Origin of the sequence: Bacteroides caccae (genome assembly GCF_002222615.2) — a bacterium.
Taxonomy (GTDB): domain Bacteria; phylum Bacteroidota; class Bacteroidia; order Bacteroidales; family Bacteroidaceae; genus Bacteroides; species Bacteroides caccae.
In genome coordinates, this window is record NZ_CP022412.2 from 1,723,138 (window position 1) to 1,738,966 (window position 15,829).

A 15,829-nucleotide genomic window follows, 5' to 3' on the forward strand; every position below is an offset into this window, starting at 1 on the left:
ATAGATGTGTCAGCGAAGCTAATGAAGAATTAAGCATGAAGAAACTATTAAAGAAGACGCTGAAACTGATATTACCGATTGTTTTGGGCGGCTTTATTCTATTTTGGGTATATCACAACTTTGATTTTACAAAGGTGGGTGAGGTGTTGCTGCACGGTACGAACTGGTGGTGGATGTTCTTTTCGTTATTATTCGGGGTGCTCGCACAGGTGTTTCGCGGCTGGCGGTGGAAGCAGATGTTGGAGCCGTTGGAAGCTTTCCCGAAAAGGAGTGATTGTGTGAATGCTATTTTCATATCGTATGCCGCGAGTCTGATAGTTCCCAGGGTCGGAGAAGTGAGCCGTTGCGGCGTGCTGGCCAAATATGATAATGTTTCTTTTGCCAAGTCGCTCGGAACGGTTGTTACAGAACGGCTGGTCGATACATTGACAATTCTTCTGATAACAGGCGTCACGGTGTTGCTTCAGCTGCCGATATTTGTTACTTTTCTTCAGCAGACTGGAACCAAGATACCTTCGCTCCTGCATCTGCTGACTTCCGTGTGGTTCTATATCGTCCTGTTCTGTTTTATCGGAGTGGGAATGCTTCTTTATTATTTACGGAAGACGTTGTTCTTTTATGAAAGAGTGAAAGGTTTTGTGCTCAATATTTGGGAAGGTGTGATGTCATTGAAAGGAGTGCGCAATATACCTCTCTTTAGTTTTTATACATTGGCTATTTGGGGATGTTATTTTTTTCACTTCTATTTTACGTTCTATTGCTTCGCTTTTACTGCTCATCTGAGCATCCTGGCGGCGCTGGTTATGTTTGTAGGCGGTACTTTTGCAGTGATTGTGCCTACGCCGAACGGAGCGGGTCCATGGCATTTTGCGGTCATTTCGATGATGATGCTTTATGGAGTAAATGAAACAGATGCCGGAATATTTGCTCTGATTGTGCACGGGATTCAAACCTTTTTAGTAGTTTTGTTGGGCGTATATGGTTTGGCGGCTTTGTCGTTGACCAATAGACAGCGAAAGTAATCACTATAAAAATAGATTTGTTATGAGTACTATTCTTTCTTTAGCTCCACAAAACGTATGGAAGCATTTTTATTCGTTGACACAGATTCCCCGTCCGTCGGGACACATGGAAAAAGTAACAGAATTTCTGATTAACTTCGGAAAAGGCTTGGGACTGGAATCTTTTGTAGACGAAGCAGGTAACGTAATTATCCGTAAACCGGCAACTCCGGGAATGGAAAACCGGAAAGGTGTGATTCTTCAGGCACACATGGACATGGTTCCGCAGAAGAATAACGATACGGTGCACGATTTTGAAAAAGATCCTATTGAAACTTATATAGATGGCGACTGGGTAAAGGCCAAAGGAACTACGCTGGGAGCAGATAACGGGCTTGGCGTGGCTGCTATCATGGCTGTGCTTGAAGCGAAAGATTTGAAACATGGTCCGCTGGAAGCACTGATTACCAAAGACGAAGAAACCGGTATGTATGGCGCGTTCGGTCTGAAGCCGGGGACAGTGAACGGAGAAATCCTTCTGAATCTCGATTCGGAAGATGAAGGCGAGTTGTATATCGGTTGTGCAGGCGGTATGGATGTCACTGCTACACTGGAATATAAGGAGGTAGCTCCCGAAGAAGGCGATATCGCTGTTAAGGTTACGTTGAAAGGCTTGCGTGGTGGGCATTCCGGATTGGAAATCAATGAAGGGCGTGCCAATGCCAACAAATTGCTGGTTCGCTTTATCCGCGAGGCAGTTGCCAGTTACGAAGCACGCCTGGCAAGTTGGGAAGGCGGCAATATGCGTAATGCCATTCCACGGGAGGCACACGCGGTTGTTACCATTCCAGCTGAGAATGAAGAAGAATTGTTGGGCTTGGTGAAATATTGCGAAGACCTGTTCAATGAAGAATATTCGACGATTGAGACTCCGATCAGTTTCACGGCAGAACGTGTGGAAGTTCCGGCAGGTCAAGTGCCCGAAGAAATTCAGGACAATCTGATTGATGCTATTTTTGCTTGTCAGAATGGTGTGACCCGTATGATTCCGACTGTTCCCGATACGGTAGAGACTTCTTCCAACCTTGCTATTATAACAATTGCCGGTGGAAAAGCGGAAATTAAAATTTTGGCTCGTAGCTCCAGCGATAGTATGAAGGAATATCTCACTACCAGTCTTGAGTCTTGTTTCTCTATGGCAGGTATGAAGGTAGAGATGACAGGAGGTTATTCCGGTTGGCAGCCCGATGTGAATTCTCCGATTTTGCACGCGATGAAAGCGTCATATAAGCAGCAGTTTGGCGTGGAACCTGCGGTGAAGGTGATTCATGCAGGTTTGGAATGCGGTATTATCGGTGCCATTATTCCGGGATTGGATATGATTTCCTTCGGTCCTACCTTGCGCTCACCACATTCACCGGACGAAAGAGCATTGATTCCTACTGTACAGAAGTTCTATGACTTCCTCGTTGCAACTTTGGAACAGACTCCAATGAAATAAATGCTATTCTTTCCTATTATATAATAGGTCTCTTATAGAAAAAGGCACGGATGAAATGTCATCCGTGCCTTTTTGTCATATTTGTTGCCTTAAATATTACGATTTTACTTCATAACAAATAAATTAATTGATGCAAATCAATAAGTATGCTATAAAACATAAAATTCTTCCTTTTTGGAGTACAATGTATAAACAAAGGCTGTATTTTTGTGTTGTATAACATGTAAATAAGAGGATAACAAAATGAAAAGGTTAGAAAGATTGTTTAGAAAGATCGGCGAAGCCGACGTACATGTTTGGGGATATTCAACAATTAATATTCGCCCGAACGAGGAAGCTTAATTTTTTAGTTTTCAAGTATTAGTAATTTAAAAGTTTAAAGATTATGAAGAAAATAAGTTCTTTAGTTAGAAAAATCCTCAGTGAAGTAGGTCGTAACGAAATGCTTGCATGGGGGTACAGAATTGAAAAATGAGAGAGAGAACATTAGCTAAGTTTGCAGTGGGGATACGTTATTGAAAGCGTTATCCCCACTTTTTTTGCTTCTTATAAGTCCCGGATATTGTATTCACTGTTTTTTTCGATAGAAGAAGGTTGTGTACGACAAAACAGTTACCGTCCGAGTTAGTTTCCTTTGCTTGAAACTAAAGTTTCATCAGTTAGAAACTATGGTTTCATCGGTAAGAAACTAATGGTTTCAAGTAACTGAAACTGAAGTTTCCAGCGTATGGAACCAGGGTTTCGAGCCGCGAAACCAACAGTGTTAAGGCGTAGTGTCAGTTTTTCATGTTCAATCCAATTCCAGGTGACAGCATTATTGCCGTCACTTGCTGCTGTCACTTGTTGCTGTCACATCTTTAGTTGCTCATAATCATTTGGTTAGGTCGTGTTTCGTGACAGGTGACAGATATATATCATAAACAATTTGTTAGGAGAGGATTAACGGCGATAACTCTGTTTTATGATCACAATCATTGTGGTTGTTATATCTGTTATGATTGTGCAAATCTATTATATTTATTCAAAAAAAGATGATTGTTTAAACTTTATTTCTTTACTTTGTTATTTATACAGTGAGACTTATAGCGAACTTAAACTAGAAAGATTATGAAAATAAGGCAGATTTGTATGGTGGTGCTGTTATGGTTGGGAGTGATTCCGGCAGTGCAGGCACAGAGTTTCGACAAATTATGGAAAGAAGTAGAACAGGCAGGAAAAAAGAGTTTGCCTAAAACAGTAATAAAATTGACTGACGAGATTTACCGGAAAGGAGAAAAAGAAAAGAATTCCGCCCAGATGCTGAAGGCATATATGTGGAGGATGAAATATCAGGAAATAGTGACTCCCGACAGTTTTTATGTCGGTCTGACCGGGCTGGAACAATGGGCGAAACAAACAAAACAGCCTATGGACCGTGCTATATTGCACTCATTGATAGCGGGAATCTATGCTGATTATGCAGCCAATAACCAATGGGAGCTCCGGAGAAGGACGGAAATCGTGGAGGAAGCTCCTTCCGCAGATCTACGCGAATGGACAGCAAATATATTCGTAGAGAAAGTGCGGACAAATGTGAAAGAGGCTCTGGCGGACTCTGTGCTGCTGCTCAAAACGTCCTCACGCGATTATATTCCTTTTGTGGAATTAGGGGAGACTAGTGAATATTATCACCATGATATGTATCATTTGTTGGCTTCCCGTGGCATAGAATCCTTGAACCGGATAGAAAGACTTAGTAGCGGAACATTACCGGGCGATATTTCTTCGGATCCGGTAAAACAGGATATTATATCTATCTATGGAAATATGATTTCCGCCTATCAGGCAGCCGGTCTGAACGAAGGATACGTGTTGGCACTGCTCAACTATTTGCAGTGGCGACGCATGGCGGATCAGGCGTTCCGTTCCTTCCAGGCTAAAAACGGGTTGATAGGACTGACGCAAGATCCTTATTTGGCTGCATTGAATGAACTGAAAAGCAAATTCAAATCGGAACCGATATGTGCTGAAGTTTATTTGGCGCAAGCTCAGTTTGCAATTGAAAAAGACCAGCCGGTAAGTGCCTTGAAACTGTGTGACGAGGCAATCGGACTTTATCCGTCTTACCATAGGATTAATGCTTTGAAGAATCTGAGGCAGGAGATTCTATCTTCTTACTTGAATGTCAATGTGATCAGCCAGGCTTTTCCCGGCGAAGAAATTAAACTGAGAGCTTCGCATAAGAATCTGGACGGTTTTACGGTACGCCTTTTTAATAAAGCGAAGAAGTTGGTGAAGGAACAGCATTATTCGGTTCTTCGTCCGGAAGATTATCGGACGCAGGACACGGTGTTCACTTTCAAGTCCCCGGAAGTGGGAGCTTACGTCATGCGTATTGTTCCTGATATTCGTGCCAAGCGGGATAGTGAAAGTGAGTTTAACGTGACCCGCTTCAAAGTGTTGACGTGCCGTTTGCCGGGGCAACAGTATGAAGTGGCGGCCTTGGACGCTCAAACCGGGCATCCTGTACCCAACGCAAAGATAATATTGTATAGTAATGACGAAAAAGTGTTGCAGGAGTTTACGACGGGAGAAGAAGGAAAAGTGGTGTTCCCCTGGAAATCCGAATACAGATATTTGAAAGCTTCGAAAGGCGTGGATACAGCCATGCCGAAACGAAGTATTTACGGCGGAAGCTACGGTTATTACGATGATGAGGATGAAGCGACGGAAAGTATGACGTTATTGACCGACCGTTCCTTGTACCGTCCCGGTCAGACAGTGTATGTGAAAGGTATTGCTTATATGCAGAAATCGGATACAGCCAATGTGCTTCCCGGTAAAGATTATACTGTAACTTTGTTGGACACAAATAATCAGGAAGTGGGGCGTAAGTCGGTACGTACCAATGAATTCGGTTCGTTTACCACCGATTTCGCATTACCTTCGGCCTGTCTGAACGGAATGTTTTCTTTGACGGCGGGAGAAAGTAGAACGAATATCCGTGTGGAGGATTATAAACGTCCGACATTCGATATTACGTTTGAAAAGCAAACGGAAAGTTACCGACTCGGAGATGAAGTGCAGGTAAAAGGCAAGATACAGTCTTATAGCGGTGTGATGCTTCAGGACCTTCCGGTAAAGTATACGGTGAAGCGTTCTGTTCGCAGTTTCTGGAGGATTTCGGAGGCTGTACAGATTGCTTCGGGTGAAGTGACTGCCAACGGGAACGGAGAATTTACGATCCCGGTTCGCCTGGAAGAAAGTGCAGATTATAAGAATAATGATAAAATATATTATCGTTATTCTGTTGAAGCGACTGTTATCAATGCGGCAGGTGAAACACAGTCGTCTACGGAGATGATTTCGGCAGGACAGCGTTCATTGATTTTGCAGACGGAGTTGAAAGAAAAGATTTGCAAGGATAGGCCGTTCAACATTGTGTTTGAAGCACAGAATCTGAACGGACAGCCTGTGGAAGTGAAAGGTACATACTCTTTATATCCGGCGAAAGATAAGGACTACAAGCAACTGGGCGAGAAACCGGTTGCAACCGGAACGTTTACTTCTAATAAGGAAATGACCTTCAATTGGGGGAAATTTTCTTCCGGGCCGTATGTGCTGAAGGCAACGGTGAAAGATAACCAGGGAAAAGAAGTGACGGCGGAAGCAAATACGATTCTTTTCTCTTCTGACGACAAACGTCCGCCTGTTCAGTCCGCCGTGTGGTTCTATGCAGAGAATACGGAATTTGACACTGCTCATCCGGCGGTATTCTATTTCGGAACTTCGGAAAAGGATACCTATATAATGATGAATGTATTTTGCGGTGATAAACTGCTGGAAAGCAAGGCACTGAATCTGTCCGATACGATTGTTCGTTTTCAATATCCGTATCAGGAAAGTTACGGTAACGGTATCTTCGTGAACTTCTGTATGGTGAGGGACGGACAGGTTTATCAGGAACGGGTTCAGGCGAGAAAACGTTTGCCGGACAAGACATTGGTGATGAAGTGGGACGTATTCCGTGATAAATTGCGTCCCGGACAGAAAGAGGAATGGAAACTGACAATCAAGACACCGCAGGGACAGGCTGCTCATGCCGAAATGTTGGCGACGATGTATGATGCCTCACTTGATAAAATCTGGAACCGCCGGCAGGATTTCCGGGTTTACTACCAGCAACTGCTTCCTTATTCCGATTGGATGAACGGATATGTTGGAAATAACTCCTACAATTATTGGTGGGATCGTAAGTCTCTCAAAGTACCTGCAATGTTGTATGACAGATTCGCTATGCAGCCTGATATAAGAAATGTATATGCGATGTCAGAATCCATAGCTGATGGAGTAGTGGTCAGAGGATATGCAGTGCAAAAGAAAATGTCGGTGACAGGCAGCGTTGTAAGCCGGAGCAATGCGGTGAGATATCCATCGGCGCTAGTTTCCGAAGATGCTGCGGATACAATGTTTGAATCGGAGTTAGTGCCAATGGCAGCAGGAAAGGCCGATGCCGCTTCCGGAGAAGAAGCGCTTCCTGAAGCTCCTGCCGGCTTGCGTACAAATCTTGCCGAGACTGCTTTCTTCTATCCCCAACTCCGTACCAATGAGCAGGGAGAGGTTTCTTTCTCTTTCACTATGCCCGAAAGTCTGACACGTTGGAATTTCCGTGGATATGCTCACACCAAGGGAATGTTAATGGGAACGCTGGACGGAGAAGCTACTACCAGTAAAGAATTTATGCTGACCCCGAATCTGCCACGTTTCGTGCGTGTGGGCGATAAGACCTCTATTGCTGCCTCTGTCTCTAACATGACTGGCAAGCCGCAAGCAGGAACAGTAAGTATGATTCTTTTCGATCCGGTGACGGAGAAGGTTGTCGACACACAGAAACAGAAGTTCTCCGTTGAGGCAGGCAAGACAATTGGCGTGAACTTCATGTTTACCGTCAGTGATAAATACGAGGTACTGGGTTGTCGGATGATAGCCGATAGCGGCACATTTAGCGACGGAGAGCAACAATTGGTTCCGGTACTCAGCAACAAGGAACATTTGGTAGAGACACTGCCCATGCCTATACGTGGAGAAGAAACTCGCACCTTCTCGCTCGACAGTTTGTTCAACCGGCATAGTAAAACGGCAACAGACCGTAAACTGACGATTGAATTTACCGGAAATCCTGCTTGGTATGTTATTCAGGCATTGCCTTCTTTGAGCCTTCCGGTCAATAATAACGCTATTTCATGGGCTACCGCCTACTATGCGAATACATTGGCTTCGTATATAATGAACAGTCAGCCACGCATCAAGGCTGTGTTTGATAGCTGGAGACTTCAGGGCGGTACGAAGGAAACCTTCTTGAGCAACTTGCAAAAGAATCAGGAAGTGAAGAATATTCTGTTGTCCGAATCTCCGTGGGTACTCGAAGCACAGACTGAAGAACAGCAGAAAGAGCGTATCGCTACACTGTTCGACTTGAATAATATCCGTAACAATAATATCGCTGCACTGACCAGATTGCAGGAATTGCAAAATTCCAACGGTGCCTGGTCATGGTATAAAGGAATGAACGGCAGCGGTTATGTCACGGCCTATATTGCCGAATTGAATGCCCGCCTTGCTCTGCTGACCGGTGAGAAGTTGGACGGACCAGCACTTGCTTTACAGGAAAAGGCGTTGACTTATCTTCACCAATCAGCTTTGGAAGAATACAAAAATATTCTTAAAGCACAGAAAGAAGGAGTGAAGTTCACAGGAGTGTCGGGCTCTATCCTGCAATATCTGTATATTGTCGCTATTTCCGGCGGACAGGTTCCTGCTGCCAATAAAGCTGCGTATGCTTATTATCTTTCTAAAGTGAAAGAGTTGCTTCCGGCAGCTTCAATGAATACGAAGGCGATTGCTGCTATCGTGCTCGATAAAGCCGGACAAAAGAAAGAAGCGCAGGAATTTGTTGCTTCTCTGAAAGAACATCTGACAAAGACGGACGAACAGGGGATGTTCTTCGCTTTCAACGAGAATCCTTATGCGTGGGGAGGAATGAGGATGCAGGCTCATGTAGACGTTATGGAAGCTTTGGAATTGATCGGCGGAAACAGCGAAACGGTGGAAGAAATGAAACTCTGGCTGTTGAAACAGAAGCAGACGCAACAATGGGATTCCCCTGTAACTACGGCAGATGCGGTGTATGCACTGTTGATGAAAGGTACTAATTTGCTTGACAATCAGGGCGATGTACGGATTGTGATTGCCAATGAAGTACTGGAAACGGTGAGTCCGAGCAAGACTACGGTGCCGGGACTGGGATATATCAAACGTTCGTTTACACAGAAGAATGTCATGGATGCCCGCAAGATTGAAGTGGAAAAGAGAAATCCGGGGATTGCCTGGGGAGCTGTTTATGCAGAATATGAATCGCCGATCAAGGGTGTGAAGCAACAGGGAGGTGAGTTAAATGTACAGAAACAATTATATGTGGAACGTACGGTGAATGATACCCCTCAGCTGCAACCGGTCACGGCAAAGACGGTGCTTCAGGTAGGTGATAAGGTTGTTTCCCGTTTGAGTATCCGTGTAGACCGTGCAATGGACTTTGTACAGTTGAAAGATCAGCGTGGCGCTTGTTTCGAGCCGATCGGCAGTGTCTCCGGTTATCGCTGGAATAACGGAATCGGCTATTATGTGGACATTAAAGATGCTTCTACCAATTTCTTCTTCGATCACTTGGGGAAGGGAGTTTATGTACTGGAATATAGTTACCGTGTCAGTCGTGCGGGAACTTACGAAACGGGGCTGGCAACCATGCAATGTGCCTATGCGCCGGAATATGCTTCTCATTCGGCTTCAATGACGGTAGAAGTGAAATAATTAACTTATTAACGGTGAACGGTAAACGTTCACCGTTAATAATCCTTTCAATACGTTTCATATCTCATCTAAAACTCCTACATTTGTACACCAAAATAAAATATATCACATGAAACGTAATTTACTATCTATATTTTTTCTGCTTATTGTCACTTTGGCAGCTGTCGCCCAACCTCGTATTTCTTCTAATAAGGAGACGCACAACTTCGGACAAATAGAATGGAAACGTCCGGTGACAGTGGAGTATACCATTACCAATACCGGAAATCAGCCTTTGGTGCTGACCAACGTCACCACTTCTTGTGCCTGTGCCGTGGCCGACTGGACAAAAGAACCGATTGCTCCCGGAGCGAAAGGTATTGTAAAGGCTTCATTTGATGCCAAAGCATTGGGACGTTTCGAGAAGTCGGTCGGTATTTATAGCAATGCTACTCCGAGTCTGGTTTATCTGAAGTTTACGGGTGAAGTGGTGCAGGAAATAAAGGATTATACGAAGACTCATCCTTTCGCTATCGGTAATATCCGTATCGACCGGGATGAATTTGCCTTCCCCGATGTATATCGCGGACAGCAACCAACTATGACGTTCAGCATTGCCAACCTTTCCGACCGTCCTTATGAACCGGTACTGATGCATCTTCCTCCTTACCTGAAAATGGAGGCGGAACCTAAAGTGCTGCTCAAAGGAAAGAAAGGAACTGTCAAACTGACGCTGGACGCCAGCCAACTGAATGATTACGGATTGACACAGACTTCCGTCTATCTCTCCCGTTTTGCCGGTGATAAGGTCAGTGAGGATAATGAAATTCCCGTTTCGGCTATTCTACTTCCCGATTTCTCGCGGATGACGGCGAAAGATTCGTTGGACGCACCGGCTATCCGTATCTCGGAAACAAATATAGACCTCAGTGTACCATTGATAAAGAAAAAGAAAGCCAGCTACAATATCTTGATTGCTAATGCCGGAAAGACTCCGTTAGTAATCAGTAAGTTGCAGGTGTTTAATTCTTCTGTGGGCGTTAGTCTGAAAAAGACCGTGCTGCCGCCGGACGGAATGACGAAGCTGAAAGTAACGATTCGTAAGCGTGACGTCGGTAATAAGAAGCATCATTTACGCATTCTTATGATTACAAACGACCCGTTGAATCCCAAAGTTGAAATCAATATCAAACGCTAAATTCTATGGCTATGGAACATCCTGAAAATAGTGGAGAATACAAAGGGCTTGCTGTCAACAAAGGCATCGAGCAGCCTTCGTCTGTAAATCCTTACCTGAAACGTAAGCCGAAAAAACGTCAGCTTTCGGTGGCGGAGTTTGTTGAGGGGATTGTGAAAGGCGACATTACTATTTTGAGCCAGGCTGTGACATTAGTGGAAAGTGTGAAACCGGAACATCAGGCCGTAGCACAAGAGGTGATAGAGAAATGCCTGCCTCATTCCGGAAATTCTGTCCGTATAGGTATCAGCGGAGTTCCCGGCGCGGGAAAGAGTACTTCGATAGATGTATTCGGTTTGCACGTGCTTGAAAAAGGAGGAAAGCTGGCTGTGTTGGCTATCGACCCCAGTAGCGAACGTAGTAAAGGCAGTATCTTAGGAGATAAGACGCGTATGGAACAGCTTTCCGTACATCCGAAATCATTTATCCGCCCTAGCCCCTCGGCAGGTTCGTTGGGAGGAGTGGCACGCAAAACGCGTGAGACGATTGTACTCTGCGAGGCTGCCGGATTCGATAAGATTTTTGTGGAAACCGTCGGGGTGGGACAGAGTGAAACGGCTGTTCATTCTATGGTAGATTTCTTCCTGCTGATTCAGTTGGCAGGTACAGGAGACGAGTTGCAAGGCATTAAGCGCGGTATTATGGAAATGGCCGATGGCATTGTGATCAACAAGGCCGACGGGGATAATCTGGAACGTGCAAAACTTGCTGCTACTCAATTTCGTAACGCTTTGCATCTTTTCCCTGCTCCCGAATCGGGATGGACTCCCCAAGTGTTGACCTATTCCGGTTTTTATAATATCGGAGTGAAGGAGATATGGGATATGATTTATGAATATATTGACTTTGTGAAGACCAACGGTTATTTTGAATATCGTCGTAACGAGCAAAGTAAATACTGGATGTATGAAACGATCAACGAACAACTTCGTGACAGTTTCTATCATAATCCGAAGATTGAAGCCATGCTTCTGGAAAAGGAACAGCAAGTGTTGCAAGGAAATCTGACATCATTTATAGCCGCAAAGAGCCTACTCGATACTTATTTCGCAGACCTGAAACGGGACGACTAGAAAAAGAACGTTAAAAAGCGGATGAAAAAATAGGGGTGGTATGCTTTCTGATTGTATTTACATTCAGAGAACCATGAATATTGGACACAGAATATTATTTATTGACTTAAAATACCTTATGAACAAAACCTTGTTAACAGGTCTTCTGTGCTGCACCCTCACAGTACAGAGTTTCGCAGACCAACCTTTGGAAGGGTTTACCTATGCTACCTTGAATGCTCCGACAGGAGCGGAGTGGGAATCTCCCGAAAACTTGGCACTCAATAAGGAGCAGCCGCATGCTTATTTCTTTCCGTTTCAAGACTTGGAAAGTGCTCGCAAAGTATTGCCCGAAAACAGTAAGTTCTGGCAGTCTCTCAATGGCGACTGGAAGTTTCATTGGGCACCCGACCCCGATTCCCGTCCGGCAGATTTCTATCAGACGAATTATGATGTGACTTCGTGGGACGTAATCCCTGTACCGTCGAGCTGGAATATCTATGGTATTCAGAAAGACGGAAGCTTGAAGTATGGAACTCCTATTTATGTCAATCAACCGGTTATCTTCCAACATAGCGTGAAGGTAGACGACTGGCGCGGAGGAGTGATGCGTACTCCGCCCGCTAACTGGACTACTTATAAGCACCGTAATGAGGTTGGTTCCTTCCGCCGCGATTTTGAGATTCCTCAGGATTGGGATGGCAGGGAAGTATTCATCAGTTTCGACGGTGTGGATTCTTTCTTCTATCTTTGGATTAACGGTAAGTATGTGGGGTTCTCCAAGAACTCGCGCAATACCGCTAATTTCAATATTACCCCTTATCTTCAGAAAGGCAAAAATATCGTAGCAGCCGAAGTATATCGTAGCTCGGATGGTTCATTTCTGGAGGCACAGGATATGTTCCGTCTGCCGGGTATCTTCCGTACGGTAGCTTTGTACTCGGTTCCCAAGGTTCATTTCCGTGACTTGGTGGCTATTCCCGATTTGGACGCTACTTATACGGATGGTTCTTTGACTATCAACGCCGATATCCGTAACTTGGATAAAAAGGCAGCCAAGGATTATAAAGTATATTATTCTTTGTATGCCAATAAACTGTATTCTGATGAAAATACGTTGGTAGACGGCGTTTCATCTCCGGTAATAGAGAAGATCGTTCCGAATGAGATTGGTAAGGTTCAAACTGTTTTTCAGGTGAAGGCTCCTAACAAGTGGTCGGCGGAGTTTCCTTATCGCTATACGCTTGTTGCTGAACTGAAAGATAAAAAGAACAGGACTATTGAAACGGTTTCTACTATCGTAGGTTTCAGGAAAGTGGAAATCAAAGATACACCTGCGTCAGAAGATGAGTTCGGGCTTGCCGGACGCTATTATTATGTGAACGGAAAGACCGTTAAACTGAAAGGGGTGAACCGTCATGAATCCAACCCTGCTGTGGGACATGCCATTACCCGTGAGATGATGGAAAAAGAAATTATGCTGATGAAGCGTGCTAACATCAATCATGTTCGTAACTCTCACTATCCGGATGATCCGTATTGGTACTTCCTGTGCAACAAATATGGTATCTATCTGGAAGATGAGGCTAACATCGAATCACACGAATATTATTATGGTGCCGCTTCGCTTTCTCATCCGGTGGAATGGAAAAATGCTCATGTGGCTCGTGTTATGGAAATGGTGCATGCCAATGTCAACAATCCTTCTATCGTGATTTGGTCGTTAGGTAATGAGGCCGGTCCGGGTAAGAATTTTGTGGCGGCTTATGATGCGTTGAAGAAGTTCGATACTTCCCGTCCCGTACAATATGAACGTAACAATGATATTGTTGATATGGGTTCGAATCAGTATCCGTCTATCGGTTGGGTACGTGGTGCTGTACAGGGGAAATATGATATTAAATATCCGTTCCATATCTCCGAGTATGCTCATTCAATGGGAAATGCTTGCGGTAATCTTATTGATTATTGGGAAGCTATGGAGTCTACCAACTTCTTCTGTGGCGGTGCTATATGGGATTGGGTAGACCAGTCCATGTATAATTACGATCCGAAAACGGGTACGCGTTATCTGGCTTATGGAGGTGACTTCGGCGATACTCCCAATGATGGGCAGTTTGTAATGAACGGAATCGTGTTCGGAGATCTGGAACCGAAACCTCAATATTATGAAGTGAGAAAAGTATATCAGAATATCGGAGTGAAAGCTGTCGATGTTGAGAAGGGTGTCTTTGAGATCTTCAATAAGTATTATTTCAAGAATCTGGCGGACGACTACTATTTGATGTGGTCCGTTTATGAGGACGGCAAGGCTATTCAGGCAACTCTGAAGAAAGACATCAATCTGGCTCCCCGCCAGCGGATGCAAATCTCTCTTCCCTATAATCGTGCTGCGTTTAAAAAAGATGCGGAGTACTTTGTGAAAGTGCAGTTTATATTGAAAGACAAGATGCCTTGGGCTGATAAAGACTTCGTAATGGCGGAAGAACAGGTACTGGTGAAGGAAGCTACGGATCGTCCGTTAATCAGTGAAGTGGCTGCCGCTACTGCAGGAAGTCTGAAGAGTCGTATGAACCCGAGTACAGAGAGAATCGAAATTAAAGGGGACGGCTTTGAAGCGGAATTCGATCAGCAGACCGGAAGTATTTATAGCTTGAAATACGGCGATAAAACAATTATTGCGGCCGGAAACGGACCGAAACTTGATGCACTTCGTGCCTTTACAAACAATGATAACTGGTTCTATGCTCCTTGGTTTGAATATGGTTTGCATAACCTGCAACATAAAATGATAGAGGTAACAGCTCGTGAGAAGGATGGTAAAATGGTATTGAGTTTTACCGTAGAATCGCAGGCGCCGAATGCTGCAAGCATTAAAGGGGGAACCAGTTCCGGTAAGAATAGTATTGTGGAACTGACAGACCGGAAATTTGGAGCCAATGACTTTAAGTTTATTACCAATCAGGTGTGGACGGTTTATCCGGACGGTTCTATCGAATTGCAGTCCAGTATTACTTCTACTCGTCCCAGCCTGACTTTGCCACGTCTTGGCTATGTGATGAAAGTTCCTCAGGAATATGCTAACTTTACTTATTATGGTCGTGGACCGATTGATAACTATGCCGACCGTAAGAGTGGCCAGTTTATAGAGCAACATACGAATACGGTAGCGGGTGAGTTTGTGAATTTCCCGAAGCCGCAGGATATGGGTAATCATGAAGATGTACGTTGGTGTGCATTGACGAATCAGGCAGGACAAGGGGCAGTCTTTATAGCTACCGATCGCCTGTCGGTGTCTGCACTTCAATATTCTGCTCTTGATTTGATCCTGGCTTCTCATCCATATCAATTGCCTAAAGCAGGTGATACTTATTTGCATCTGGATTGTGCAGTTACCGGTTTGGGTGGTAATAGCTGCGGTCAAGGTGGCCCTCTTGTTCAAGACAGGGTATTTGCCGGTCATCATAATATGGGCTTTATTATCCGTCCGGCTGTTGGTGCGAATTTGGCAGCTGTTGCTAATGTTGCTCCTGCCGGAGATATTCCTTTGTCTATCACACGTACTCCTGCCGGGATGGTAGAATTGACGTCGGCAAAGAAAGACGCTGTATTCTGCTATACGATTGACGGTAGTAAAAAGGTACAGGAATATACAGAACCTATTCCTTTGCGTAATGGAGGTACTGTGAAAGCATGGTATAAGGACAATAAGGATATTAGTGCCGTTATGAAGTTTGAAAAGATAGAAAGTATCCAGATGCAGGTGGTATATGCTAGCAGCCAGGAATCAGGCGATGGAGATGCTGCTAATCTGGTTGACGGTGATCCTAGTACGATATGGCATACAATGTATTCAGTAACGGTTGCCAAATATCCGCACTGGGTGGATCTTGATGCAGGTGAAGTAAAAGAAATCAAAGGCTTTACCTATCTGCCGCGTCAGAATGGAAATAATGGTAATATCAAGGATTACTCTATTCAAGTCAGCATGGATGGTAAAGAATGGGGTGATCCGGTCAAGAAAGGTACTTTTGCTAATAACTCAAAGGAAAAGAGGGTGATGTTCGACAAACCGGTAAAGGCACGTTATATTCGCTTTACTGCTTTGAGTTCGCAGAACGGACAAGACTTTGCGTCCGGTGCAGAAGTGACTATCCTGGCTAACTAAAATAAAACTATTCAGGCACAGATTACACGGACTTCACAGTTTTAG

Annotated in this window: 6 protein-coding genes; all 6 read left to right on the forward strand. The window is 44.5% G+C overall.

Features of this window, described 5'->3' with window-relative positions; genetic code table 11:
- Positions 1 to 35 precede the first annotated feature (35 nt).
- A complete protein-coding gene (locus CGC64_RS06865; RefSeq protein ID WP_005677177.1) occupies positions 36 to 1,022 on the forward strand; it encodes a lysylphosphatidylglycerol synthase transmembrane domain-containing protein in 987 nt (328 codons plus the stop codon).
- 22 nt (positions 1,023 to 1,044) lie between these two features.
- Entirely contained in the window at positions 1,045 to 2,502 is a 1,458-nt protein-coding gene (locus CGC64_RS06870; protein ID WP_005679876.1) for an aminoacyl-histidine dipeptidase, read from the forward strand.
- Between the two features lie 1,107 nt (positions 2,503 to 3,609).
- On the forward strand, positions 3,610 to 9,348 hold the full coding sequence (locus CGC64_RS06875; RefSeq protein ID WP_167562260.1) for an alpha-2-macroglobulin family protein: 5,739 nt from the start codon (positions 3,610 to 3,612) through the stop codon (positions 9,346 to 9,348).
- 109 nt (positions 9,349 to 9,457) lie between these two features.
- Complete coding sequence (locus CGC64_RS06880; RefSeq protein WP_005677183.1) at positions 9,458 to 10,525, forward strand: DUF1573 domain-containing protein; 1,068 nt, start codon at positions 9,458 to 9,460, stop codon at positions 10,523 to 10,525.
- An 11-nt stretch (positions 10,526 to 10,536) separates the two neighbouring features.
- Positions 10,537 to 11,637 (forward strand): methylmalonyl Co-A mutase-associated GTPase MeaB, encoded by a 1,101-nt coding sequence (gene meaB / locus CGC64_RS06885; protein ID WP_032855132.1) that lies wholly within the window; start codon positions 10,537 to 10,539, stop codon positions 11,635 to 11,637.
- Between the two features lie 118 nt (positions 11,638 to 11,755).
- Complete coding sequence (locus tag CGC64_RS06890) at positions 11,756 to 15,784, forward strand: glycoside hydrolase family 2 TIM barrel-domain containing protein (RefSeq protein WP_032855113.1); 4,029 nt, start codon at positions 11,756 to 11,758, stop codon at positions 15,782 to 15,784.
- Positions 15,785 to 15,829 lie beyond the last annotated feature (45 nt).